Consider the following 24,544-nt stretch of genomic DNA (forward strand, 5'->3'; position numbering starts at 1 on the left):
AACTTGAGCACGCCTTACGAACTTGAGCACGCCTTGCAAGGCGTGCTCAAGTTCGTAAGGCGTGCTCAAGTTCGTTGTCAGAGCCTTTGCGCGGCTGCGGTGCCCCGCGGTCGCTCGCGGTCGCGCGCGGGGCTGGCCGGGCCGCCTGGGCCGGTCGGTGGTGGGAGAATCGACCCTTGTGACCGCACCCGTGTTGAGCCCACCCGGGGGCCGGCGGGCGTGGCTGATGTTCGGGGTGGGCGTCGCGGCATACGGCACGGCGGTGTTGGGGCGGACCACGCTCGGGGTCGCCGGACTCACCGCGGTGGAGCACTTCCAGGCCAAGGCCAGCATCATCGCGACCTTCGTGACGCTGCAACTGCTCGTCTATACGGCCATGCAGATCCCGGCGGGGGTGCTGCTGGATCGCTACGGCCCCCGGCGGATGGTGTCGCTCGGCCTGCTCGTCATGGGCGCGGGGCAGATCGTCATGGCACTCGCGGACTCGGTCAGCGTCGCCATACCTGGGCGGATGATCCTGGGGGCGGGCGACGCCTTCGTGTTCAGCAGCGTCGTCCGGCTACTGCCGTCGTGGTTCCCAGCCAAACAGGTCCCGATCGTGACGCAGCTCATCGGTCTCGCGGGCCAGGCCGGACAAATTGTCTCGGCCCTGCCCTTCGCCTGGCTGCTAGCGGCGCGCGGGTGGGAGATCGCCTTCGGTGCCGTCTCGGTCGTCGCGCTCGTCGCCGCCGCGGCGGCCTTCCTCACGTTGCGCGATCGACCTGCCGGTATGCCGCCGCCCACCCGCCCGACCAAGGGGATGCGCTCGAATCTGCGTGACGCCTTCCGCCATCCGGGGACCCAACTCGGGCTGTGGACTCACTGGACGACCTGCTTCGCCCCGATGGTATTCGGCATGATGTGGGGCTTTCCCTATCTGACTCAGGGCGAGGGCATCAGCAAGCCCGTCGCGAGCCTCTTGCTCAGCCTGCTTGCGGTGGTCGGGGCGCTCGTCGGGCCCGTCCTGGGGATGCTGGTGCAGCGACATCCGTTACGCCGCAGCAACCTGGTGCTCGCCATGGTCGCGGCCGGCCTGGTGCCGTGGCTGACCGTGCTGCTTTGGCCCGGCCGCGCGCCGCTGTGGCTGCTGGTTGTGCTGTGCGCCGGCCTAGCCGCGGGCGGACCGGGCTCGGCAATCGGCTTCGACTTCGCGCGTACGTCCAATCCTGGTCACCGGCTGGGCGCGGCCAACGCGGTCGTCAACCTCGGCGGGTTCACCGCCTGCGTCATCGCGACGCAACTCATCGGGGTCGTGCTCGACCTCGTGTCGGACTCCCCGCGCTACTCCCTGGGCGAGTTCCGGCTCGCCATGGCGGTGCAACTTCCCTTGTATGCCGGGGGCATCGTCTTGATGTACCGCGCCCGGGGGCGGGCTCGCCGATTGCTCGCCGAGGAGGAGGGACGAGTGGTCCCGCCGTGGCGCGAGGCACTGCGGCGGGAGTGGCGGGCCCGCACCCGGGCGAGGGTCGCGCGCGGGGCGTGACCTGAGCGCCCTGACGGTGACCTGAAGGAGTTCACCCGAAGGAGGCCCCGGGCCGGATAGCGCGCCCGGAGCCCCCACGGGGGTGGCGTCAGGCGGCGGCGGGGATGCGCACCATACGGTTCACAAGCGAGGCGAGTTCGGCGTCGAGATCCGCATCCACGAGCGTGCCCTCGGCGTCAAAAGCCTTCCAGGAGTTGGCGATCCCGAAGCTATCCTCGCTGACGTCGGCGCCGGCGACCCGGAGTGCCTTGATGGTGTCTTCGCGCGCCCAGACGGCGTTGCGGCCAGCGCCGCTGGCGGCCAACACGACGGCGGGCTTCCCAGCGATGGCCGCGGCGCCGCGCGGGCGGGACGCCCAGTCGATGGCGTTCTTCAGGACCGCCGACATGGTCCCGTTGTATTCGGGGGTGGCGATGAGGATGGCGTCCGTGTCAGCGACGGCCTGGCGCAGCCGGGCCACCTCTGCCGGCGGCGTCGCGGCGTCAAGCTCCTCGCTGTAGAACGGCAGGGCGTCGAGCCCCTCGAAGAACGTGACGTCGGTGCCGGCCGGCAGGTGGCGCACGGCTGCGCGGGCGAGGAGGTTATTGGTGGAGGCGGCGCGGAGGCTGCCGACGAGGACGAGGACGTTCATGACGAACCCTTCTTGTGTTGGGGGAGCGAGTGCTGGTTGGGGAAGCGACGTGGTCGATGCGTCTTTGGTCAACCGATTGACTAAATGTTGATGGATGAATTATTAAAAGTCAAGCGGCTTGACGAACTGGCTAGACTGGACGCATGAGCGATGGTGAGTGCGGGTTCGGACGGGGCGAGCACGGGCGCGTGCCGCTTGTCCGGTTGCTGCACCGCGCCGAGATTGCCTACGTCGCCGAGTTCGACCGGAGGTTGGCCGACACGGCATACACCTCTTTGACCTTGGCGCACAGCCGAGGCGTCCTGCGCCACCTCGGTGACGGACCGGTGCGCGCGAGTCGGCTCGTGGACGAGTGCGGCGTCAGCAAGCAGGCCGTGAGCCAGCAGATCGCGCAGTTGGAGGCGGCGGGCTATGTCGCGGTGACGGCCGACCCCTCCGACGCGCGGGCCCGCGTCGTCACGCTCACCGAGCGCGGGGCGGCCGCCCAGCGGACCGTGCATGACCTCTTTGCCGAGATCGAGGCCGACTGGGCGCAGCGCATCGGCGACGACGAACTGGAACGGCTCCGGCGAGCACTGACGGACTTGGGTTCGTGCTCTTAAAGTGCGCTCCGCGACGCGGCGGACGACGCTGACCCAGCGTCAGCTGGCGCGGCGGACCGGGATTCCCTGCTCCTCATAGAACGCGAGGCGCTCGTCCTCGCTCATTCCGCCCCACACGCCATACGGCTCCCGCGCGGCCAAGGCGTGGCTGCGACACTGAAGGAGGACGGGGCAGTCCTTGCACACCTGCTTGGCATTCTGGTCGCGCACCCGCCGAGCCGACCCGCGCTCGCCCTCGGGGTGGAAGAAGATTTCGGGGCTCAGGTCGCGGCAAAGCCCCGCGAATTGCCAGTCCCACTCGGCTGCGAGCGGCGCTGGCGCAGTGATTTCAGCCATGTCGGCGAACTCCCTCGGTCGACGCTGACCGGCCTCCCACGATGGCCCGTCCGGCGATTACAGCGGGGAGGTTACGCCGGGAAGCATCGGCGTTGGGCAAGGTCTGAGTAAGGATTGATTCAAGGAATGGTCAAGAAATCCGGGGGCCCCGGGGCCTCGGGACGGGGGTCACAAGGCTGTTCCGGGCTAACGGCGCGGCGAAAGCGCAGGTCGGGGGCGGTGCGCCGGCCGACCCGGTCGGGCGCCCCAGATTCGGCTCGTAGAATCGTCAAATGACGCTCGGTTCCATGCCGCATCTGCCCGTCGAGCCCCCGGTCGCCCTCACCTACGACGATGTCCTGCTGATGCCGGGTGAGTCCGACATCATCCCGAGCGAGGTCGACACCACGACCCGGCTCACCCGAGAACTCTCCCTCCGGGTACCCCTCATCTCGGCGGCGATGGACACCGTCACCGAGGCCCGGATGGCGATCGCGATGGCCCGCCAGGGCGGGCTCGGCATACTCCATCGGAATCTCTCGATCCAGGACCAGGCCTATCAAGTCGACCTGGTCAAGCGCACCCAGACGGGCATGATCTCCAACCCGATCACGATCGGCCCGGACGCGACGTTGGAGGAGCTCGATGAGCGCTGCGGTGAGTACCGCGTCTCCGGCCTGCCCGTCGTCGGCGTCGACGATCAGCTCCTCGGCATCATCACCAACCGCGACCTGCGCTTCACCCCGGTCGCGGAGTGGGCGAGCACGAAGGTCGCCGATGTGATGACGCCGATGCCGCTGTTCACCGCGCCGGTCGGCATCGCCCGCGAGGACGCGGTCGCCCTGCTGCGCCAGAACAAGCGCGAGCGGCTCCCTCTCGTCGACGATGAGGGGCGCCTCGCCGGGCTGATCACGGTCAAGGATTTCGTGAAGAACGAGCAGTTCCCCAATGCCAGCAAGGATGCCTCCGGGCGCCTGCTCGTCGGCGCGGCGGTCGGCTTCTTCGGGGATGCCTGGGAACGCGCGACCACTCTCGTCGACGCGGGTGTCGACGTGCTCGTGGTGGACACCGCCCACGGCCACGCCCGCCTGCTGCTCGACATGGTTCGCCGGCTCAAGGCCGACCCGGCGACGTCCCACGTGCAACTGATCGGCGGCAATATCGCGACGTATGACGGAGCCAAGGCTCTCGTCGACGCGGGCATCGACGCGGTCAAGGTCGGCGTCGGCCCCGGCTCGATCTGCACCACACGAGTGGTTGCCGGCGTCGGCGTGCCCCAGGTCTCCGCGATCATGTATGCCGCGGCCGCCTGCAAGCCGGCCGGCGTCCCGGTCATCGGGGATGGCGGGCTGCAGTTCTCCGGCGACATCGCCAAGGCCATCGTCGCCGGCGCCGACTCGGTGATGATCGGCTCGCTCTTCGCCGGCTGCGAGGAGACTCCCGGCGACACCGTGTACATCCAGGGAAAGCAATTCAAGGCCTATCGCGGGATGGGGTCGATCGGCGCGATGTCCTCGCGCGGCAAGCGGTCGTTCTCCAAGGACCGCTACTTCCAGGCCGATGTGACCAGCGACGACAAGATCGTGCCCGAAGGAATCGAGGGCCAAGTCGCCTACCGCGGTCCGGTGTCTGCCGTCGCGCATCAGTTGATCGGTGGGCTCGCCCAATCGATGTTCTATGTGGGTGCCGGGACGATCCCGCAGTTGCAGGAGCGCGGGCGCTTCGTGCGCATCACCGCCGCCGGCCTGAAGGAGTCTCACCCGCACGATGTGCAGATGATCGCGGAAGCGCCCAACTATCGCGGTCGGTGACCGAGCTTGTCGTATGCCGCGGGGTCACCTCGGCGGTTTGGCTAGCGGGCCAAAGCTCAATGGGCCAAAGCTCAATGGGCCAAACTCAGCGGGCCAACTCGGCGCGGGCGTCGCGAACATCGGTGTAGGTGAAGTTGTCACCTTTGAACAGTAAGGGTTCGTCGAGGACGATCGCCGCGGCATACGCAAGGCAATCGCCGAAGTTGAGCCGCGCTCGCGAGCCGGATCCCCGGCCGTAGAGTCGGTGCGCTAGGCGAGCCGCCCTGGCTTGAGCTGGGTCGAAGCTCACGATCCGGATGCGGTGATCGGCGAGGACGCGATCGAGTTCGCGCCCAATTGCCGGCCCGCGCGAGTCCAGCACGAGCGCCAGTTCGACATAATTCGGGGCGGCCAGACCGGCAACCGCTGCGGCGCGAATGAGTTCGCTGAACTCGGCCCGCTCCGGCTCACCGAGCATCATGGCCACGACCGCCGACGTGTCGACGATCATGCCGGTAGGCCCGTGGCTTCGTCGTAGAGGTCCTCCACCCCGGTGCGAATGGCCTCGCGGTCCGCAGGCGCCATCACGGCATCGAGCCGGGCAAAGGTCGTGGCGACCTGGTCGGTGTTCGCTGGGCTTGCTGCTGCCAGCAGGCCCGCAAGGTAGCGCTCCAGGGCGCTCTCGATCGCGCCGGTTTGCGTCTGGCCGGTGCGCTCGGCCGCCTCGCGGGCCAGGCGGCATACGCGCTCGTTCTTGATATTCAACCCCATGGGTAGAAGTCTACCCGGAGGGTAGATGTCGGACAGCACCGATAGCCTGTGCTGGTGAACGAGATCGACATTGGCCGCGGCAAGCGGGGGCGACGCGCCTACAGCTTCGATGACATCGCCGTGGTGCCTTCGCGGCGCACCCGGGACCCGCAAGATGTCTCGCTGGCGTGGCAGATCGACGCCTACCACTTCGACATCCCGGTCGTCGCGGCGCCAATGGACTCGGTGATGTCGCCGGAGACGGCGATCGCCTTCGGTCGCCTCGGCGGCATGCCGGTTCTTGACCTCGAGGGCCTCTGGACGCGCTACAGCGACCCCACCCCGTTGCTGGCCGAGATTGCCGATCTGCCCGCCGAGGAGGCCACCCGGCGGATGCAGGAGATCTATCGCGAGGAGATTCAGCCCGAGCTGATCGTCGAGCGCATCCGGCAGATCCGTGATGCCGGTGTGACGGTCGCGGGAGCGTTGACGCCGCAGCGGACGGCGCAGTTCGCGAAGTACGTTCTCGAAGCCGGTGTCGACATGTTCGTCATCCGTGGAACCACGGTCTCCGCCGAGCATGTCTCCAGCCGGGCCGAGCCGTTGAATCTCAAGCGCTTCATCTATGAACTCGACGTCCCGGTCATCGTCGGCGGCGTGGCGAGCTACACCCCGGCGCTGCACCTCATGCGCACCGGCGCCGCGGGCGTCCTCGTCGGCTTCGGTGGCGGAGCGGCGAGCACGACGCGCACAACGCTCGGCATCCACGCGCCGATGGCCTCCGCCGTCGCCGACGTCGCGGCCGCGCGCCGGGACTACCTCGATGAGTCCGGCGGACGCTACGTCCACGTCATTGCCGATGGGGGTATGGGGCGCAGCGGCGACATCGTCAAGGCCATCGCCTGCGGCGCCGATGCCGTCATGCTCGGGGCCGCGCTCGCGCGCGGTGACGACGCGCCCGGGTCTGGTTTCCATTGGGGGCCCGAGGCGCACCATACGGAATTGCCTCGGGGAGAACGCGTTCAGGTGGGCACGGCCGGGACGATGGAGCGAATTCTGTTCGGCCCCAGCGCGGATGCGTCGGGCCGGACCAACCTGATGGGGGCGCTGCGCCGGGCCATGGCGACCACCGGTTATGTCGAGTTGAAGGAATTGCAGCGCATCGAGGTCGTGGTTGCGCCGCACCAACGGAGCTGAGGGACAGTGGTTTTCAAGGGAATGACCGCCGTGCTGGCGGGTGCTGCGGTTGCGGTGGGGGCGCTCGCGGGGTGCTCTGGCGGCGACACCACCCAAACTTCGACCTCGTCATCGGCGTCATCGGCGTCATCGGCGTCAGCCTCGGCGGGGGCGAGTGAGTCGAGCGCGGGCGAGTCGAGCGAGTCCGCGGCAACGCACAATGACGCCGATGAGATGTATGTGTTGATGATGGTGCCCCATCACGAGCAGGCCATCGAGATGGCCGATCTCGTGCCCTCGCACACCGACAACGCCGAGCTGACGACTTTGGCCGCGGCGATCAAGGCGGCCCAGCAGCCCGAGATCGACCAAATGACGGGCTGGCTCAAGGACTGGGGCCTCACGCCGATGACCATGGCCGAGGCGCACATGCACGACATGGGAAGCACCGGGATGATGTCGGAGGCGGACATGGCGAGGCTCGAGGGCCTGTCCGGTGCCGCCTTCGACAAGGCCTGGCTGCAGCTGATGATCGCCCACCACCAAGGCGCAATCGTGATGTCCAACAGCCTTTTCGAGGACGGTGTCGATCCCCAGGTCCAGCACCTCGCCGAGGGCATCGTCACCACGCAGCAGGAGGAGATCACCCAAATGGAAAGCATGCTCGCGGGTTGAGCTGACCCCGGGTTACTCTCGGGTAGTGACCGTAGCCAGCCGCCTTCGCCTCGCCGACCCCCTTCCTGACGTGGACGGTCTCGCCGCGCAGGCGGTCGCGACGCCGGGCGGTGACGTCCGGGACGTGCTCAGCCCGATGACCGGGGACGTCGTGGGTCGCCTGCCGGTCTCGACTGTCGCCGATGTGGATCGGGCGTATGCCGCGGCCCGCGCCGCCGCGCTCGACTGGGCCGATGTGCCGGTCGCCGAGAAAGCCGCGCTGCTGCGCCGGTTCCACGATCTCGTGCTGACCGACCGGTCCCCGCTGCTCGACCTCGTGCAGTTGGAGTCGGGCAAGACCCGGTTGCAGGCGTTTGAGGAGGTCGCCGACTGCGCCATCGTCGCCCGGCACTATGCGGCAACCGCCGCCAAGACCTTGGCGCCGCGCCGCCGCCGGGGTGTCTATCCCCTTCTGTCGCAGACCATCGAGAAGCGGCTGCCCAAGGGCGTCGTCGGGATCGTGTCGCCGTGGAACTATCCGCTCAGTCTCTCGATCACTGACGCCCTCGCGGCCCTGATCGCCGGCAATTGCGTTGTGCTGCGGCCCGATCCGCAAGGGTCGCTTACCGCGCTGGCCGGGGTGAGCCTGTTGCGAGCCGCGGGGTTGCCCGCCGGGGTGCTGCAGGTGGTGCTCGGCGACGGGCCCTCGATCGGGGCAGCAGTCCTCGACCGGGCCGACTATGTGTGCTTCACGGGTTCGACGCCGGTCGGGCGGCGGGTCGCGGCGGCGGCGGGAGAGCGTCTGGTCGGCGCCTCGCTGGAACTCGGCGGCAAAAACGCCATCTATGTCGCCGACGATGCGGACCTCGACGCGGCGGTGCCGGGTGCCATCCGGGCGTGCTTCTCCTCGGCGGGGCAGTTGTGCATTTCGACCGAGCGTGTCCTGGTCCACGAGGCGGTGTATGACGAGTTCGTGCCGCGCTTCGTTTCCGCGGTGGCAGGGATGCGGCTCGGGACGGCGTTGGAGTTCGGCTACGACATGGGCTCGCTGGCTTCGCCGGAACAGCTGGGACGGGTTGAGCGGCACGTCGCCGACGCGAAGGAAAAGGGAGCCACGGTCCTTACCGGCGGTCGGCCACGGCCCGACATCGGGCCGTTCGTCTATGAGCCGACGGTGCTGGCCGGGGTGACCCCCGCGATGGCATGCCGCGATGAGGAGACGTTCGGTCCGGTGGTCGCGCTCTTTCCCGTCGCCGACGATGAGGCGGCGATCGCGCTCGCGAACGACACGGCATACGGCCTGAATGCCTCGGTCTGGACCCTGGATGTCGCGCGGGGGCGGCGGATCGCGGCCCGAATCCGGACGGGGACGGTCAACATCAATGAGGCGTATGCCGCGGCCTGGGCCAGCGTCGCCGCGCCGATGGGTGGGATGAAGGCGAGCGGGATCGGACGTCGGCACGGGGCCGAGGGGCTGCTGCGGTTCACCGAAAGCCAGAATGTCACCGCGCAGCGGGTCCTGCCCGTGGCCCCTGCGTGCGGGCTCGGGGACGAGACCTTCACGAAGGTCCTGACCGGCGCCCTGCGGGTGATGAAAGCGCTTCGGCTGCAATGACATCCAGTTATGACGTCATCGTTGTTGGGTCCGGCTTCGGCGGGTCGGTCGCGGCGTTGCGCGCCGCGGAGAAGGGCTATCGAGTTCTCGTGCTGGAGGCGGGGGCACGCTTCGAAGACGCGGACTTCGCCGAGACCAACTGGGACGCGCGCCGCTATCTGTGGGCGCCAAAGCTGGGCTGCTTCGGCATCCAGCGCATCCACAAACTGCCCGACGTGCTGATCCTGGCCGGGGCGGGCGTCGGGGGTGGGTCGCTGAACTACGCCAACACCCTGTATGTGCCGCCGAAGGCATTCTTCCAGGACCGGCAGTGGGCGGCCATCGCGGATTGGGAGGCCGAGTTGGCGCCGCACTATGCCACTGCCTCGCGGATGCTCGGCGTGGTGACGAATCCCTGTCAGAGCCCGGTGGATGACGCGATGCGGGACGCCGCGCAGGCGATGGGGGTGGGGGAGACCTATCGCAAAACGCCGGTCGGTGTCTTCTTCGGGCCGCCCGGGGAGCGAGTGGCCGATCCCTATTTCGGTGGGGAGGGGCCGGCGCGCACCGGGTGCACTGAGTGCGGCAACTGCATGGTGGGCTGCCGGGTCGGGGCCAAGAACACGCTGATGAAGAACTACTTGGCGCTGGCCGAGAAGTGCGGCGTGCGGATCGAGCCGCTGCGGACGGTGGTGGAGTTGCAGCCGCCGCGCCGGGTGAGTGGTCGCTGGCAGGTCGTCACGCAGCGGTCGGGAGCGTGGGTGCGGCGGGATCGCCAGGTCTTCACCGCCGACCAGGTGGTCTTGGCCGCTGGGACGTGGGGGACACAGCAGTTGCTCCACGCGATGCGCGATCGCGGCATACTCCCGGCGTTGTCGCCGAGGTTGGGGGAGTTGACGCGCACCAACTCCGAGGCGTTGTTGGGCGCCCAGGTGCCGAAGGTGCCGGCTGGTCAGGACCTCAGCCGGGGCGTGGCGATCACCTCCTCCTTCCATCCCGACCCCGAGACGCACATCGAGAATGTGCGCTATGGCGCCGGGTCGAACTCGATGGGGCTGCTGAAAAGCGTTCTCGTGCCGGGGGATTCGGGGCGCCCGCAGCTGGTCGAGTTCGTGCGCACGGTGGTTCGCGAGCCGAAGCAGTTGATGGCGCTGGACAACAGGAAGTGGTCGCAGCGCTCAATGATCGCGCTCGTGATGCAGACCCGCGACAACTCGCTGACGGTGTCGGGGCGGCGGCGGCGGCTGGGCGGGCATACGCTCACAAGCCGGCAGGGGCACGGCGAGCCGAACCCGGCCTGGATCCCGGCCGGGCATGCCGGAGCCCGGGCGATCGCGGAGGCGATGGGCCGGCGGTTGGGGGCGCGCGGCATACCGGGAGGAAACTGGGCGGAGATCCTCGGCTTCCCGATGACCGCACACTTTCTGGGCGGCGCGGTGATCGGGGACTCGCCGGCGACCGGCGTGGTCGACAAGTACCACCGCGTCTGGGGCTACCCCACCCTGCACATCACCGACGGCTCCACGATCTCGGCGAACCTCGGCGTCAACCCGTCCTTGACGATCACCGCCCAGGCCGAGCGCGCCCTCGCCTTCTGGCCCCGGGCGGGCACCCCCGACCCCCGCCCGCCGCAGGGCTGAGCTGCCCCACATTCCGAACTTGAACACGCGGGCACGTTCGAACTTGGTGCCGCGGATGGCTACTCGGCGCGCCAGGAATGCCAGAGGGCGGCATACGGGCCGTCGGCGGCCAGGAGTTCGTCGTGCGAGCCGAGCTCGCTGATCCGCCCGTCCTCGACCACCGCGACCCGGTCGGCGTCATGGGCCGTATGGAGTCGGTGCGCGATCGCGACGACCGTCCGGCCTTCCACGACGCGCGCCAGCGAGCGCTCCAAGTGCCGGGCCGCGCGGGGGTCGAGCAGCGACGTCGCCTCGTCGAGCACCAACGTATGGGGATCGGCCAGGACCAGCCGGGCCAGCGCCAGTTGCTGACTTTGCGGGTGCGTCAATTCGTGGCCACCCGAGCCGACCTCGGTCGCCAGTCCGTCCGGCAGGCCGTTCGCCCACTCCCACGCGTCGACCGATTCCAACGCCGAGCGCAATGCCGCGTCGTCGGCGTCAGGCCGCGCGAGCAACAAGTTGTCGCGCAGTGTCCCGACAAACACGTGATGCTCCTGGGTGACCAGTGCTACCTCGCCACGCAGCGTGTCCATTGTCAACTCCATCAGCGGCACCCCACCGACGGTCACCGCCCCCGACGTCGGCGCATCGATCCCCGCCAACAGCCGCCCCAGCGTCGACTTGCCCGCCCCGGACGGGCCGACGATCGCCAGGCGTTCGCCAGGTTTCAGGTCAAGCGAAACCCCATGCAGCACCGGGTTATCCGCGCGATAGGCAAAGGTCACGTCGCGGGCAACCAGCCGATCACCGACCGGAGCCGCGCCGGTGGGCTGCCGATCGTCCGGCACTTCCTCAACCCCGATGATGCGCGCCAGCGACGTCGCCGCCACCTGGATCTCATCCAGCCAGCTCATCAGTTCATCGAGCGGGTCGATCAGCTGTCGCAGATACAGGATCACCGTCGTCGCGCCGCCCACACTCAGCGACCCGTCGTGCACCAGCCAGCCACACCACAGCAGCGCGGCGGCGACCTGCACCACATACGAGAACTCCGTTGGCGCGAACCACCACATCCGCAGCCAGCGGGTGTAGCACTCGGCCCGATAGGACTCGCGCACTGACCCCAGGAGCCGCTCGTGCCGGGCGCCGCCCAGTGCGAGCGCATCGATGGTGCGCGCCGCCTCCGCGTTCTCGGCGATGACGCCATTGAGCTGCGCCCACATCGCGCGCTCCCAGAGATAGCCATTGCGCGCTTGGCGCAGGTACCACGTCGTCGCGGGCAGCGCGAACGGCACCATCGCCAGCACCGCGAGCGTCCCCAGCGGGGACACCAGCACCGACGCGCCGAGGGTGATCACGACTGTCACGAGGGCGACAAAAATCGCGGGCAGGCCGAAGCGCGCGGCCCAGGACAGGGCTTCGATGTCGTTGGTCGTGCGGGCGACGAGATCGCCGGTGCCCGCGCGTTCGAGCACCGGCAGCGGCAACCGCGAGGCGCGGTCGATGAAACGCTCGCGCAGATCCGCGAAAACACTCTCGCCGAAGATGAACGCCGCCCGCCGCGCCAGCCACATCAGCACCGTTTGCGCGATCACCGCAGCAAGGAGGATCAGCACGAAACGATCCACCTCGCCGGCCGTCGCGCCTCCCATGAGGTCGTCGATGAGCCGCCCGATGAGGTAGGGGAGCGCGAGCCCCGCCATCGCGGCGAGCGCGTGCAGCCCGATGACCGAGCTCAACTCACCCCGATGGTGGCGCAAGACCATCCGGGCGTGCGAGAGCACCTGCCTCGGCTCGGCCACGGGAAGCGACCGCTGGAAGGGATCCGTCTGCGCCGCAGTGGGTTTCGTATGCCGCGGCCGCACTCGCCGCGTCCCGCTCGCCGGGTCGGGCGTCCCGCCGGGCGTCGCCGGCTGTTGGGCGGTCGTGGTCACTCGTCGTCACCTCCGCGCAACACGATCGATCGGTATGCCGCGTGCTCGCGCACGAGGTCGGCGTGCCGGCCCTCGGCAACCGCCACCCCGTCGACGAGCAGCACGACGTGGTCGGTATGGGTGAGCAAAAGCGGGCTGACGGTGGCCACGACGGTGGTCCGCCCACGACGCTCCTGCGCCAGGGACGCGCCGATGCGCGCCTCGGTGTGCGCGTCCACGGCGCTGGTCGGCTCGATCAACACAAGGACCGGCGGATCGATGGCCAAGGCACGCGCCAAACCGAGGCGCTGCCGTTGGCCACCGGAGAAGCCGCGGCCTTTCTCCTCGACGATGCCGTCGAGCCCGGCCGCCTGGGCCAGCAGCACGTCCCGTGCCCACGCCGCGTCAACAGCCTCGACTAGGTGCGCGTCCGGGACGGTCCGCCCGGCAGACAACTGCTCCCGCACGGTGCCATGGAAGAGCCGACTGTCCGGGTCGTTGACGAGCACATGCGCGCGGACGTGGTCAATCGGCATGTCCGCCAATGGGATTCCACCCAACGTAACCGCCGACTCCACCCCAACGCGACCGAGGCGGGCGGCGAGCGCGGCGGACTCCTCCGGGCGGGTGGAGACGATCCCGGTGAGGCGACCACTCGGCATACGGGCACCGCTCTCGGGGTCCACCACGTCTCCATCGACCGGCACCGGAGCCCCCGCCGGCCGCGCCGGATGATCGCTCTCGATCCGCAGCAGCCCCTGGACCTTCCCCGCCGCAACGCGAAAGCGGATGAACTTGTCCACCATCTCGGTCACCGTGCGCAACGGGAAACTCATGAACGTCGCATAGCCGTAGAACGCGACCAACTCACCCGGCGTCAGCTCTCCGGCGATCACCGAGCGCGCCCCGATCCACACCACCAAGACGACGAATAGCCCCGGCAGCAGGGTCTGACTGGCATCGAGCGCAGCCTGATACCCGGCCACGCGCACTCCGGCGCGGCGCACGCGCTGGCTCTGCGCGGCATACCGCCCGACGAACTCGCGCTCGCCGCCGATCCCACGCAGGATCCGCAGACCCGCGACGGTATCCGTGCCGAGGGTGGTCAGGCGACCGGCTTCCTCGCGTTGCGCCGCCTGGCGGGCTTGGAGGGGTTTGATGATGAGCGAGAGCAGGGCGAGCAGGACCGGTGAGCCGATGAGGACCACCAGCCCGGTCACCACCGACTGACGCAGCAGCAGGACGGCGACCACGACATACGAGACGATGGCGCCGGAGAAGCGCGCGGTCACGTCGTAGACGCCGCCGATCTTCTCCATGTCGTTGGAGGCGATGCTGACGACATCGCCGGTCGGCAACTGCCGGCCGATCTCCTGTCCGCGTGTGGTGATCGCTTCGTCGGCGACCACGATCGTGCGGAAGGCGCCCGAGAGCCAGTTCTCGACCGCGAACCAGTGCCGCGCCGCCCCGCCGCCACCCACGAGCACCGAGAGTCCGGTCAGGATGAGAGCCCACCGGAGCAGGGCCCCCGGGTCGTCGTGGACCACACCCGCGTCAAGACCGCGCCCAATCGCCCACGGCACCAACGCAATCGCCGTCATCCAGATGACGCCGAACACCAGCCCGCCCACGAGGGTGCGCCACTGCAGCCGCGCGCCCCACGTCAGGAAAGCTCCTGGTGTGGTGGTCGGCGCGGCAGGCGGGGCGAGGATGCTCGATCTCATGGCGACCAACCAGGCTACGTGCCGGATGGTCGGCCCGACACCCATTTTCCGGACGTATGCCGCGCCCCGCCTTCTCGCAGCTCACCTCGCCCGGGCGCGCCTCACCCCGTCACCCGGGGGCGCCGCATACATTGGCCCGCGTGACGATGCCGTTGCCGCAGCAGGTGGAGGGGGAGGACGAGCCTCGCCCGATGCGGGTGCGTCCCGCATCCGGGCGGCCCACGCCGTCCGCGAGGGCCGGCGGTCAGGTGCGCCACCAGACCTTGCCGCCGCCGTCGGTGCACCGCGCGTCGCCGATCGGCGCCCCGGCGCCTGCCCGGCCCAAGCCGGGGGGTCGCGGGCCGGGGGGACCGAGTGGCACCGGACCTCGGGTGCCGCGCCAGCGCCCGCCCAAGCCCAACTACACCGCGCGCCGCCTGATCGCCGTCGCCATCTTGGTCGCCTTGCTCTCGGTGACCTGGTTCACGGTCAAGGCCGTGGCCGGATTCATCGGCGGGCTCTTCGACGGGGGCACCACGACGTCGGCCTCGCGGGTCCCCGCCACCGCCAACGCCACCGGCGAGTCGGCCACCTGGAGCCCCGGCACGACTGGGGCCTCGCTGCCGCCGCAGGCGATTGTGCCCGAGGTGCCCGCACCCACTCCGACTCCCGCGGAGAAGCAAGGCGCCGCCGGCGCCTCGGATGTCACCACGATGGTGCGCACGATGCGCCTCGCCGCGGCCAATATGTCGCCGAAGTCCGTCGTCGCTGGCCCCGCCGGCCTGCTCTTCGCGCAGAACATGATGTATCACCACTCCATCAGCGTCTTCCGCGCCGACGGAGCCCTGCTCAAGACCATCCCGGACTCGGTCGACCTCAGCAAGTTCGGCATCGCCGGCCACGCGGGCGTCTCCCAGGGCGCTCCGGTCGAGATGGCGTTCACCCCGGACGGCAAGTACGCCTGGGTCTCGAACTACTCGATGTATGGCGCGGGCTTCGGCCCCGAGGGCCTCGACCGGTGCACCGCGGGCGACGGGACGTCCACGTCATACGTCTATCGGGTCGACACGGCCACGCTCGCGATCGACAAGGTCGTCCCCGTCGGCGCGGTCCCGAAGTATGTCGCGGTCACCCCCGACGGCAATGACGTCCTGGTCAGCAACTGGTGCTCGTGGAGCCTGTCGGTGATCGATGCCAAGACGGCGACCCCGAAGGCCAGCATCGACCTCGGGGGCAAGTACCCCCGCGGCATCGTCGTCTCGCCCGACTCCAAGACGGCGTATGTCGCGCTGATGGGCTCCGGGCGGGTCGTGTCTGTTGACATCGCCAACAAGACGGTCGCCCCGTTCAGCCAGCCCGGTAGCGGACCGCGTCACCTGGTCAACAGCCCCGACGGCGCCTTCATCTTTGTGACGCTCAACAACGACGGCACCGTCGCCAAGGTCGACCGGGCCACCGGCAATGTCGTCGCGACCGTCCGCACCGCCAGTGAGCCACGCTCGATGACGATCTCCTCGGACGGCAAGGCGATCTATGTCGTCAACTACGGCTCGGCCTCGATGAGCAAGATCCGTACCTCCGATATGTCCGTCCTGCAGACCGTCGCCACCGACGCCTCGCCCATCGGCATCACCTATGAGCCGACCAGGAAGCAGGTCTGGGTCGCCTGTTATGGCGGCAGCGTGATCGTCTTCGATGACGCCAAACTCAAGGGCTGACGGCACCCAAAGGGGCTGTCAGTCCCGCCTCTTAGGCTGAGGGGGTGATCAGGACCGCCCTCAAACCCCGCTGGTTGGGGCTGCTGGGCGTCGTGATCCTGATTATCGTGGCCTTCATTCAACTTGGGCGGTGGCAGCTCGGCGTCGCGCACGACAAGGCGCGCGTCGAGGCGGTCAAGGAGGCCGGGGCGAAGCCGGTTGTCGACGTGACCACCTTGCTGCGCCCGCACGCGGAGTTCCCGGCCGCGGCGGGGGGTCGGCTGGTCACCGCCACCGGGACGTATGCCGCGGGCCAGGTCCTGGTCCAGGATCGCCTTCTCCACGGCCGGACCGGCTATTGGGTCATCACCCCGTTCACCCTCACCTCCAACGGGGCGACGTTGCCGCTGCTGCGCGGGTGGACTCCGCGAGCGCACGCACCCCCGATTCCGCCGGGAGAGTTGACGATTCGCGCCTCGCTGGCACCGAGTGAGTCCCCGAGCCGCACGGGCTTGCCCGACGGCGTGCTGAGTTCTGTCGACCTCGCGCGGCTGGTCAACTCCTGGCCCGGTGACCTCTACAACGGGTTCGGCTTCGTTCAGGACGAGCAACCCACCCCACCGGCCGAGACGACGCAAGCACTCACCCAGGTGCCGCCTCCGATGCCGAGCACGGGCGTCAACGGGCGCAACGCGGCATACGCCGTGCAGTGGTGGGTGTTCGCCGCCTTCGCGCTGTTCCTCTGGGTCAAGATGGTTCACCAGGCTCATCGCGAGGAAATCGAGCGGGATAGTCTCGCAGCGGCCGCCGATGCATCGGCCGAATCGACCATGAAAGAAGTCCCGCACCCGTGAGCGCAGCACCCATCACCGATCCCAAGGCGCGCGGCGCCTTCACGTTCTTCAAGGTCATGGCCTTCCTGGTCGGCATCGGGCTGCTCGTGCTGGTGTTGGAGATGGTGTTGCACTACGGCTTCGACAACAACGCGCTCGACTGGTGGCCACAGCCGCACGGCTTCCTCTACATGATCTATCTCGCGGCGACGGCCAATCTGGGCTTCAAGGTCGGGTGGTCGTTGCCGAAGATGGTCGGGATCATGCTCGCGGGCTGCATTCCCTTCCTCAGCTTCGTCGTCGAGCGCCGCGTCGCGGGGGAGATTGCGCCGCGCCTGGCCTGAGCCTGCCGGGCCCGGCGAGGGCCATGTTCTAGGCTTCCGACGTGACTGCAGGCCGCCGACCCGTGCTCGTCGTCGACTACGGCGCCCAGTACGCCCAACTCATCGCCCGACGCATTCGCGAGGCGAAGGTCTACAGCGAGGTCGTTCCCCACACCCATACCCTTGAGCAACTCCTTGAGCGCGAGCCGCTGGCGATCGTGCTGTCCGGCGGGCCCTCCTCGGTGTATGCCGAGGGCGCGCCCGCCCTCGACCCGGCCTTGCTCGACGCCGGGATTCCGGTATTCGGCATGTGTTACGGATTCCAGGCGATGGTCCAGGCCAGCGGGGGGACGGTCGCTCGCACCGGCATGGGGGAGTATGGCGCGACCCGCCTCATCGACCTCGCCACCGACTCCACGCTGTTCTCCGGGCAACCGGTGGAACAGTCCGTCTGGATGAGCCACGGCGACGCGGTGACCGACCTTCCGGCCGGGTTCACCGCGACCGCCGCGACCGGCGGCGCCCCGATCGCCGCCTTCGAGGACCCCTCCCGTCGGCTGTATGGCGTGCAGTGGCACCCCGAGGTGCTGCATTCGACGTTCGGTCAGCAGGTGCTGGAGAACTTCCTTCGCCAGGGCGCCGGGCTCACCGGTGACTGGGACGCCGGCAGTGTCATCGAGGAGCAGGTTGCCGCGATCCGCGAGCGGGTCAGCGACAAGCGGGTCCTGTGCGGCCTCTCCGGCGGGGTCGACTCCTCGGTGGCCGCGGCGCTCGTGCACAAGGCTGTCGGTGACCAGTTGACCTGCGTGTTCGTCGACCACGGGTTGCTGCGCCAGGGCGAGGCGGAGCAGGTCGAGGAGGACTTCGTCGCCTCCACCGGCGTCCGGCTCGTCGTCGTGGACGCCAAGGACCGCTTCCTCGACGCCCTGGCCGGCGTGACCGACCCCGAGGAGAAGCGCAAGATCATCGGCCGCGAGTTCATCCGCGTCTTCGAGCAAGCGGCCCGCGATGTCGTGGGCGACGCCGCCGCGGACGGGCACCCGGTCGAATTTCTGGTGCAGGGCACGCTCTATCCCGACGTGGTCGAGTCCGGCGGCGGCACCGGCACGGCCAACATCAAGAGCCACCACAACGTCGGTGGACTCCCCGACGACCTGCAGTTCGCGCTGATCGAGCCGTTGCGAGACCTGTTCAAGGACGAGGTCCGCAAGGTCGGCCTCGAACTCGGCGTCCCCGAGGCCATCGTGTGGCGCCAGCCCTTCCCCGGCCCGGGCCTGGGCATCCGCATCGTCGGCGAGGTCACCGCCGACAACCTCGCCACCCTCCGCGCGGCCGACGAGATCGCCCGCCACGAACTCACCGCCGCCGGCCTCGACCGGGACATCTGGCAGTGCCCGGTGGTGCTGCTGGCCGGCGTCCGCTCGGTCGGGGTTCAGGGCGACGGCCGCACCTATGGGCACCCGGTTGTCCTGCGCCCCGTCTCCTCCGAGGACGCCATGACGGCCGACTGGACCCGCATCCCGTATGACGTTCTGGCCACCATCTCCACCCGGATCACCAACGAGGTCGCCAGCGTCAACCGCGTCGTCCTCGACGTCACCAGCAAGCCGCCGGGAACGATCGAGTGGGAGTGACGGGCGGGTGGGAGTGAGCGGCCCGGTGCGCACCGCCCGGGCGTATGCGGATCTCGTCGTTCTCGGGATCGGCGGAGTCGCCGTCCTGGTCGCCGCGTGGTGGCTGGGGCTGCGGCATCCGGCCTCGGCCCGTCTGGACGACGATATTCGGCTCGCCTTCGGGGCGCACATCGATGCCGCGGCCTTGCCTAATAGGATGCTCGGCTGGGTGTCCTCCGGGCCGGTGCTCCTGCTCGTCTTCGCCGCCGCCGCGGCAGCGCTACTGCAGCGCCACCTCCGCCTGGCAATGGCGGTTCCGGCCTTCGCCGGGGTGAGCATGTGGGCGGCCGGCTACCTCCGTGAGGAGAAGTTCGAGCGGGCCCCGGGAACTCCGGTGGTGCCGCTGACTTTGCCGAGCACCCATACGACGGTTGCCTTGGTGATGGCGGTGGCCCTGGTCGTGGGGCTGCCCCGGATCGCCCGGCCGGTCGGCAGCCTGGTCGGCGGGTTCTTCGCCGGCGCCATCGGCATCGGGGTGTTGGCTCGGCAGTGGCAGCGGCCCTCCGACGTGCTGGCCGCGGCGGGTCTGGTAATGATCGTGGCGGCATTGGCGCTGACCGCAGGGGCGAGATATAGCGCGTTCCCGAAGGCGCGCGCCGCCGGATTCGACCGGGCGGTCGGGCACCCGGCCTTGGCGGTGGTCGGCGCGGGCCTGGCCGCGTGGCGTTGGTGGGCGGCCGGGTTGGAACCCCTGCAGGGCTCGCGCGCACATACGCTCTTCTTTGGATCCATCGTCGTCGTCGCCCTGGCTGTCGGGCTTGCCATCGGTTTGTGTGCCGTCGTCGCGGACCGACACATTCTGCCCGGCAGCACCTGGTGGCCGACCCGGTCGCCGCGACGCGCTGGCACGAAGGAGGGGTCGTGAGCGAGCCGGAGTTTGGCGACAGCAATCGCGTTCTGGACGGGCTGATGCGTTATGTGGTCATCGGGCCGATCGTCCACGGGATGACGCGCATGAAGATCTCTGGGCGCGAGCATATCCCGGCCGAGGGCCAGCCAGCCATCATTGCCAGCAACCACCTGTCCTTTGTCGACTCGATGGTCATCCCGCTGGCCTCAGGGCGCCGCGTGAGCTTCCTCGGGAAGGCTGAATACTTCACCGGCACGGGTGTCAAGGGCGCATTCCTGCGCTCGTGGATGCGGTCGTTCGGGACGATCCCGGTCGAGCGGGAGGATGCGCGGGCTGCCGCCGAGTCGCTCCACATCGCCGAGCGAGTGCTGGCCTCGGGGGGCGCGTTCGGTATCTATCCCGAAGGGACCCGCTCGCGTGACGGTCGACTTCACCGTGGCCGGACGGGGGTGGCCCGGCTGGCGCTCACCACCGGCGCCCCGATCATTCCGTGCGCGCTGTCGGGGACCCAGGACGTCCAGCCCCCCGATGCGCGGCTGCCGCGACCGGCCAAGGTGACGGTGTCTTTCGGCCCCCCGATCGACGTGGCGGGTCTGGCGGCACAGTTCACGAAGGCGAAGTTGCTGCGCGAGATCACCGACGCCGTCACGGACGCGATCGGCGAGATGAGCGGCCAAGAGCGATCCGGTCGCTACGCCTCCGACGTCAACGCCGAACTCGAAGGCCACTCGTGATGCCAGGCTTGCGCACCATCGCTGCCGTGGCCGCCGGCAAGGCCGCCCGGGTCGTGACGAAGGCGCGGGGCGGGGGGTCGGCCTTTCCCGGCCTGGTCGCCGAGCGCGTCGATCCCCGTGTGTTGGCGCACGCCTTGGAGCGCGTCCACGACGGGATCGTCGTGGTCTCCGGCACGAACGGCAAGACCACCACGACCAAGATGCTGGTGGCGATCCTGCGCGGTCATGGGCGCACGGTGTTCACCAACCCGACGGGGTCCAACTTCACGCGCGGCGTGATCTCGGCATTGCTCGGCGAGGTCGGGCCCAGTGGCCGGCTCGCCGACGATCTTGCGGTTCTGGAGTTGGACGAGGCGCACGCGCTGCACTTCGCCGCGGCCGTTGCGCCGACGCACGCCTTGTTGCTGAACGTCGCCCGCGATCAACTCGATCGGTTCGCCGAGATCGACCACACGGCCAAGCTGCTCGCCTCCCTCGCCGAGTCCGTGACGACCGGGCTGGTGCTCAATCGCGATGACGCCTTCGTCGCCCGCATCGGTGGGGACGCCAAATCCACTGTGCGCGTTCGGTATTTCGGTGTCGATCAGGTCATCGCGCATCGGCTGCCGGAGCTGCAGGAGCAGGATGTGCGCTTCGGCGAGGACGTAGTGGTGCCGCCGGCCGGCGATGGCGATGCACTGCTCCGCCCGTTGGACGAGCACCGCTTCGAGGTGCTGCTCGGACCCGAGGGGAGCGCCGGCGTGGTCGGCCCGCTGGAGTTGAAGCAGCGCGGGCTGGCCGCGATGATCAACGCCACGGCCGCGACGGAGATGGCCCGGATGCTGCTGGGCTCCGCCTTCGACCCGGCTGCGGCCGTGCGGGCGCTGGCCGAGGTCACGGCCCCCTTCGGCCGGGGCGAAGTCATCGACGTCGGCGGGTCGACCTTGGAACTCGTCCTGGTCAAGAACCCGGCCGGGTTCACCGTGGCTCTGTCGACCTACGGCAGCACGCCGGTCGCGACCATGATCGCGATCAACGACAACTACGCCGACGGTCGCGACGTGTCCTGGCTGTACGACGTCTCCTTCGCGAGTCTTCGCGAACGCGGGGTCGCCCTGACCTCGGGCGTGCGGGCATACGACATGGCGTTGCGGTTGCAGTATGACGACGTGGCCGTCGAGGCCGTCGAACCCGACCTCGATCTCGCGCTCGACCGATTCCTGAGCGCGAACCGGGGAGAGCCCGCCCGGATCTTCTGCACCTATACGGCGATGATGGCGCTGCGGCGCACGCTCGCCGCCCGCTTCGACCTGCCGGCTTTCGGCGAGGAGGCGTCATGAGTGCCGGTGCCGACGTGAGTGACGGTGCCGAGATGAATGCGGCCGCGAGCAAGGGCGAGGTGCACGTCGTGCATCTCTATCCGCGCGAGATGAGCATTTATGGCGATCTCGGCAACACGCGCACGATGGTCTCGCGACTGCGCCGGCACGGCTATACGCCGGTCCTGCACGACCACCACCCGGGCGCCGAGTTCCCGGAACACACCCACCTCGTGCTCGGCGGCGGCGGCCAGGACTCCGGGCAAGCCCGGGTCGAGGAGGATTTGGCGGTGATCGGTCCCCGGCTGACGGCGTTGGCGGCGGCCGGGACGCCGATGCTGATGATCTGCGGGATGTACCAACTCTTCGGCAACGCCTTCGTCACGGTGGAGGGGGCGCGGCTGCCGGGGCTCGGCATACTCGATGTGACGACGCAGGGCAATGCCAAGCGGATGATCGGGCCGGTCGTGATGTCGACCGACTTCGGCGATGTGGTGGGCTACGAGAACCACTCCGGCTCCACTCGGCTCGGCGCCGGGCAAGCGGCCTTCGGCGCGGTGCGGGCGGGGTTCGGCAACAACGGTGACGACGGGACCGAGGGGGCGCGGACGGGGAACGTCTTCGGCACCTACCTCCACGGGCCGATCCTGCCGAGCAACCCCGCCTTCGCGGACGCCCTCTTGTCGTATGCCGTGCCCCTCGCCACCGGGGACGCGTTCCAGCCTGAGGCGCTGGACGACACCTTCGCTGACGAGGCCCGCACGCGCCAGGTGCGCCGGCTGGTGGCGGCCGGGCGCTGACGCCTCGCCCCAAGGTTTGGGTGGCTTTCCGGCGCTTTGCATGGCAAACCCACGGCCAGAAAGCCTCCCAACGCGCCGGGTACTGGGATTGGGCGGGAATCCGGCCGCGGAGCTGCGCGCTCGAAGGGTCAGTCGTCGTCGGGGGTGGTGGCGGGGGTCTTGGGCAGCAGGCTCCAGGCGAGCCAGCCGAGGGCGCCGACCGGGACTTCCATCAGGTGGGTGAAGATCGAGAAGAGCACCACCCCCGCGGTGGCTTCGGCGGGGACGGCGCCCCAGGCCACCAGGGCGGTGGCCGTGCCGGTCTCGGTCACCCCGACGCCGCCGGGGGTCACCCCGACGGATGTCAGCAGCCGGCCGATTGCGAAGGCCGCAAACAGTTGGCCCAGTGGCAGGTCCACCCCGGCGGTCTTCATCACGGCCAAGAACAGCAGGTAGTAGAACCCGAAGTAGCCCACCAAGCCGATGGTCAGGCCGAACCATCCCGTCCGGACGGTGTCGACGATCCGGCCGCGCAGGTCCCGGGTTAGCGCCTCGACCGACATCGAGCGCTTGGCCCGGCGGGTCAGCGGCCGCAGCATCCGATCCAGCCCCTGGCCGACGGTCGCGGCGGCCCGGGCGGAGGCGATCACCGCGACAAAGAGCGCCACGATCACCACGCCGCTGACGACCGCCGCCGCGGCGGCGTCGCGCATCAACGGCGGCAGGTGTGAGCTCCCAACGGCCAGCCCGGCGATGGCGATGATCGGCAATAGCATGCGCGCCAACGTGTTCCAGACGCCGGTGACGATCGCCGACGTCGACACGACGCGCTTGCCGAAGCCCCACGACCGGCAGATCGCGAAGGTCGCGGCCAACCCGACCGCGCCGCCGCCGGGCAGGACATTGCTCACAGCCGATCCGGCCGTGTTGACGATGAACGCGCGCAGGTGGGACAGGCCGGGAATCGAGGCGGTCAGGGTGAAGGTATAACTCCACAGGCCCAGCAGCGCCAACACGGCAAAACCGGCCGACTGCCGCCACGACAACCGCGACACGATCGCCCAGACCTCACCCCAACTCGTCTTGGCGAAGTGGGGCAACCCCCAGATCAGAATGACTGCGGACAGGCCGAAACCCACCACCATCTGCACGACGGTTCGCCAGGTCGGGCCCCACGTCTGCGCCGCCGCCTCCACCTCGGTCACGGCAACCCCGCAAAGATGTCCCGCGCGATCGGCGCTCCCGGCGGATGGGCGGGATCGCGATACCACTCGCGTCCGAAGATCGCGTCATAGAAGGGGCGCGGGATCCGCAAGAACGCCGCCAGTGTCCGGTCGCCACCGTCGGCGCTGGCCTGCGAGGCGTGCGCGCGCATCGCGGCGCGCTTCCGAGCGGCATACCGGTGAACGTCGATGCGATGGGTGATCTCGCGCCGGGCGGTGTAGGCCCGGGTGAAGCTGTCCGGGTCGAACTCCGGCGGATACGGATAGACCTTGGCCGAGAGCCGGATCGCGCGCACGATCAGGTCGCGCGGGATGGTCGCCTCGAGCACCCGCGGCGTCCCGGCGCGGACGGCCGCTAGCGCGCCAACCTCGTGCACCTTCACGTGATCGCGATGGCCGTAGCCACCGTTGGCGTCATAGGAGAGCAGCACGTCGGCGCGCTCCTGGACCAGGATGTCCGCGAGCCGGTCCGCCGCCTCGCCCAGCGGCGCTTGCACGAAGCGGACCGCGCCCTCCGGGTCGCTCCCGCGGTCGTCGTCGGCGGCGGCGGCGGGCGCAATGTCGGGGACGGGGTCGTCGTCGAGGCCGGAATCGGCATACCCCAGCCAGTGGGTGTGGGTGACGCCGAGGGCGGCGGCGCTCGCCAACGCCTCGCGACGCCGGACCTCCCCGAGTCCCTGCAGGCGGTAGTCGGCCGACGCCAGCCCCACAGCGCCGTCCGTGGCCACCACGAGGACGACGCGATGGCCCTGCGCTGCGGCCCGCGCCATCGTCCCGGCGGTCAGCAAGGCCTCGTCGTCGGGGTGGGCGTGGAAGGCGACCAGGGTGCGCCGCGCAACGGTCTGGGTCATGGCTGGCCCATCCT

General features: G+C 69.4%; 23 protein-coding genes. 15 read left to right on the forward strand and 8 right to left on the reverse strand.

Annotated elements, in window-relative coordinates:
• Positions 1-178 precede the first annotated feature (178 nt).
• Positions 179-1,522: an MFS transporter gene (locus BN13_RS04380; RefSeq protein ID WP_235433933.1), complete on the forward strand. Its 1,344-nt coding sequence runs from the start codon at positions 179-181 to the stop codon at positions 1,520-1,522.
• Positions 1,523-1,610: 88 nt separating this feature from the next.
• Here the strand turns inward: BN13_RS04380 and BN13_RS04385 are convergent, their stop codons facing one another.
• Positions 1,611-2,153: an NADPH-dependent FMN reductase gene (locus BN13_RS04385; RefSeq protein WP_048544759.1), complete on the reverse strand. Its 543-nt coding sequence runs from the start codon at positions 2,151-2,153 to the stop codon at positions 1,611-1,613.
• A 143-nt stretch (positions 2,154-2,296) separates the two neighbouring features.
• Between BN13_RS04385 and BN13_RS04390 the strand changes: the two genes are divergently transcribed.
• Complete coding sequence (locus tag BN13_RS04390) at positions 2,297-2,755, forward strand: MarR family winged helix-turn-helix transcriptional regulator (protein ID WP_048544761.1); 459 nt, start codon at positions 2,297-2,299, stop codon at positions 2,753-2,755.
• A gap of 39 nt (positions 2,756-2,794) precedes the next feature.
• On the opposite strand, the gene BN13_RS04395 is transcribed toward BN13_RS04390, so the two are convergent.
• Complete coding sequence (locus BN13_RS04395) at positions 2,795-3,091, reverse strand: WhiB family transcriptional regulator (protein WP_048544763.1); 297 nt, start codon at positions 3,089-3,091, stop codon at positions 2,795-2,797.
• A gap of 272 nt (positions 3,092-3,363) precedes the next feature.
• On the opposite strand from BN13_RS04395, the gene guaB reads away from it, so the two are divergent.
• On the forward strand, positions 3,364-4,881 hold the full coding sequence (gene guaB, locus BN13_RS04400) for an IMP dehydrogenase (RefSeq protein ID WP_048544765.1): 1,518 nt from the start codon (positions 3,364-3,366) through the stop codon (positions 4,879-4,881).
• Positions 4,882-4,966: 85 nt separating this feature from the next.
• On the opposite strand, the gene BN13_RS04405 is transcribed toward guaB, so the two are convergent.
• Positions 4,967-5,371, reverse strand: coding sequence for a type II toxin-antitoxin system VapC family toxin (locus tag BN13_RS04405; RefSeq protein WP_048544766.1), 405 nt, complete (start codon positions 5,369-5,371; stop codon positions 4,967-4,969).
• On the reverse strand, positions 5,368-5,631 hold the full coding sequence (locus tag BN13_RS04410) for a type II toxin-antitoxin system VapB family antitoxin (RefSeq protein ID WP_048544769.1): 264 nt from the start codon (positions 5,629-5,631) through the stop codon (positions 5,368-5,370). Before BN13_RS04410 ends, BN13_RS04405 begins: the two co-directional genes overlap by 4 nt.
• Before the next feature lie 54 nt (positions 5,632-5,685).
• Here BN13_RS04410 and BN13_RS04415 point away from each other — a divergent pair, with 54 nt between their 5' ends.
• From BN13_RS04415 to BN13_RS04430, 4 genes are read left to right on the forward strand one after another with little or no spacing between them, the layout of a single operon-like run.
• Positions 5,686-6,807, forward strand: a complete 1,122-nt coding sequence (locus BN13_RS04415; RefSeq protein WP_407667835.1) for a GuaB3 family IMP dehydrogenase-related protein — start codon at positions 5,686-5,688, stop codon at positions 6,805-6,807.
• 6 nt (positions 6,808-6,813) lie between these two features.
• On the forward strand, positions 6,814-7,461 hold the full coding sequence (locus BN13_RS04420; RefSeq protein ID WP_201329044.1) for a DUF305 domain-containing protein: 648 nt from the start codon (positions 6,814-6,816) through the stop codon (positions 7,459-7,461).
• 25 nt (positions 7,462-7,486) lie between these two features.
• On the forward strand, positions 7,487-9,055 hold the full coding sequence (locus BN13_RS04425; protein ID WP_048544773.1) for a succinic semialdehyde dehydrogenase: 1,569 nt from the start codon (positions 7,487-7,489) through the stop codon (positions 9,053-9,055).
• On the forward strand, positions 9,052-10,674 hold the full coding sequence (locus BN13_RS04430) for a GMC oxidoreductase (protein WP_048544775.1): 1,623 nt from the start codon (positions 9,052-9,054) through the stop codon (positions 10,672-10,674). Before BN13_RS04425 ends, BN13_RS04430 begins: the two co-directional genes overlap by 4 nt.
• Before the next feature lie 59 nt (positions 10,675-10,733).
• Here BN13_RS04430 and BN13_RS04435 read toward each other — a convergent pair whose 3' ends face one another.
• Both BN13_RS04435 and BN13_RS04440 read right to left on the reverse strand, forming a co-directional pair.
• On the reverse strand, positions 10,734-12,587 hold the full coding sequence (locus BN13_RS04435; protein ID WP_321162890.1) for an ABC transporter ATP-binding protein: 1,854 nt from the start codon (positions 12,585-12,587) through the stop codon (positions 10,734-10,736).
• On the reverse strand, positions 12,584-14,290 hold the full coding sequence (locus BN13_RS04440) for an ABC transporter ATP-binding protein (RefSeq protein WP_048548864.1): 1,707 nt from the start codon (positions 14,288-14,290) through the stop codon (positions 12,584-12,586). Before BN13_RS04440 ends, BN13_RS04435 begins: the two co-directional genes overlap by 4 nt.
• 146 nt (positions 14,291-14,436) lie before the next feature.
• Between BN13_RS04440 and BN13_RS04445 the strand changes: the two genes are divergently transcribed.
• From BN13_RS04445 to BN13_RS04480, 8 genes are read left to right on the forward strand one after another with little or no spacing between them, the layout of a single operon-like run.
• Complete coding sequence (locus BN13_RS04445; RefSeq protein WP_235434126.1) at positions 14,437-15,987, forward strand: cytochrome D1 domain-containing protein; 1,551 nt, start codon at positions 14,437-14,439, stop codon at positions 15,985-15,987.
• Between the two features lie 44 nt (positions 15,988-16,031).
• Positions 16,032-16,820, forward strand: a complete 789-nt coding sequence (locus BN13_RS04450; RefSeq protein WP_048544778.1) for an SURF1 family protein — start codon at positions 16,032-16,034, stop codon at positions 16,818-16,820.
• Positions 16,817-17,143, forward strand: a complete 327-nt coding sequence (locus BN13_RS04455; protein ID WP_048544780.1) for a DUF3817 domain-containing protein — start codon at positions 16,817-16,819, stop codon at positions 17,141-17,143. Before BN13_RS04450 ends, BN13_RS04455 begins: the two co-directional genes overlap by 4 nt.
• Before the next feature lie 41 nt (positions 17,144-17,184).
• On the forward strand, positions 17,185-18,756 hold the full coding sequence (gene guaA, locus BN13_RS04460) for a glutamine-hydrolyzing GMP synthase (protein ID WP_048544782.1): 1,572 nt from the start codon (positions 17,185-17,187) through the stop codon (positions 18,754-18,756).
• A gap of 25 nt (positions 18,757-18,781) precedes the next feature.
• Positions 18,782-19,660 carry a hypothetical protein gene (locus tag BN13_RS04465; protein WP_157038430.1) on the forward strand — a complete coding sequence of 293 codons (879 nt, stop codon included), beginning with the start codon at positions 18,782-18,784 and terminating at the stop codon, positions 19,658-19,660.
• Positions 19,657-20,379 (forward strand): lysophospholipid acyltransferase family protein, encoded by a 723-nt coding sequence (locus BN13_RS04470; protein ID WP_235433934.1) that lies wholly within the window; start codon positions 19,657-19,659, stop codon positions 20,377-20,379. Before BN13_RS04465 ends, BN13_RS04470 begins: the two co-directional genes overlap by 4 nt.
• The gene (locus BN13_RS04475) at positions 20,379-21,698 is read left to right on the forward strand and encodes a Mur ligase family protein (protein WP_048544786.1); all 1,320 of its coding nucleotides are present in this window, start codon (positions 20,379-20,381) and stop codon (positions 21,696-21,698) included. Before BN13_RS04470 ends, BN13_RS04475 begins: the two co-directional genes overlap by 1 nt.
• Positions 21,695-22,477, forward strand: coding sequence for a type 1 glutamine amidotransferase (locus BN13_RS04480; protein ID WP_048544787.1), 783 nt, complete (start codon positions 21,695-21,697; stop codon positions 22,475-22,477). The genes BN13_RS04475 and BN13_RS04480 overlap by 4 nt, the downstream gene beginning before the upstream one ends.
• Before the next feature lie 128 nt (positions 22,478-22,605).
• On the opposite strand, the gene BN13_RS04485 is transcribed toward BN13_RS04480, so the two are convergent.
• Positions 22,606-23,661: a lysylphosphatidylglycerol synthase transmembrane domain-containing protein gene (locus BN13_RS04485; RefSeq protein WP_235433935.1), complete on the reverse strand. Its 1,056-nt coding sequence runs from the start codon at positions 23,659-23,661 to the stop codon at positions 22,606-22,608.
• Positions 23,658-24,530: a PIG-L deacetylase family protein gene (locus BN13_RS04490; protein ID WP_048544789.1), complete on the reverse strand. Its 873-nt coding sequence runs from the start codon at positions 24,528-24,530 to the stop codon at positions 23,658-23,660. Before BN13_RS04490 ends, BN13_RS04485 begins: the two co-directional genes overlap by 4 nt.
• Positions 24,531-24,544 lie beyond the last annotated feature (14 nt).

Source organism: Nostocoides jenkinsii Ben 74, from assembly GCF_001046875.1.
GTDB lineage: Bacteria > Actinomycetota > Actinomycetes > Actinomycetales > Dermatophilaceae > Nostocoides_A > Nostocoides_A jenkinsii.

Coding starts and splice junctions, on each gene's coding strand:
- BN13_RS04475 (WP_048544786.1), top strand. CDS start 20,379: ATGCCAGGCTTGCGCACCATCGCTGCCGTGGCCGCCGGCAAGGCCGCC.
- BN13_RS04440 (WP_048548864.1), bottom strand. CDS start 14,290: ATGAGATCGAGCATCCTCGCCCCGCCTGCCGCGCCGACCACCACACCA.
- BN13_RS04385 (WP_048544759.1), bottom strand. CDS start 2,153: ATGAACGTCCTCGTCCTCGTCGGCAGCCTCCGCGCCGCCTCCACCAAT.
- BN13_RS04390 (WP_048544761.1), top strand. CDS start 2,297: ATGAGCGATGGTGAGTGCGGGTTCGGACGGGGCGAGCACGGGCGCGTG.
- guaB (WP_048544765.1), top strand. CDS start 3,364: ATGACGCTCGGTTCCATGCCGCATCTGCCCGTCGAGCCCCCGGTCGCC.
- BN13_RS04430 (WP_048544775.1), top strand. CDS start 9,052: ATGACATCCAGTTATGACGTCATCGTTGTTGGGTCCGGCTTCGGCGGG.
- BN13_RS04395 (WP_048544763.1), bottom strand. CDS start 3,091: ATGGCTGAAATCACTGCGCCAGCGCCGCTCGCAGCCGAGTGGGACTGG.
- BN13_RS04490 (WP_048544789.1), bottom strand. CDS start 24,530: ATGACCCAGACCGTTGCGCGGCGCACCCTGGTCGCCTTCCACGCCCAC.
- BN13_RS04410 (WP_048544769.1), bottom strand. CDS start 5,631: ATGGGGTTGAATATCAAGAACGAGCGCGTATGCCGCCTGGCCCGCGAG.
- BN13_RS04445 (WP_235434126.1), top strand. CDS start 14,437: ATGCCGTTGCCGCAGCAGGTGGAGGGGGAGGACGAGCCTCGCCCGATG.
- BN13_RS04405 (WP_048544766.1), bottom strand. CDS start 5,371: ATGATCGTCGACACGTCGGCGGTCGTGGCCATGATGCTCGGTGAGCCG.
- BN13_RS04480 (WP_048544787.1), top strand. CDS start 21,695: ATGAGTGCCGGTGCCGACGTGAGTGACGGTGCCGAGATGAATGCGGCC.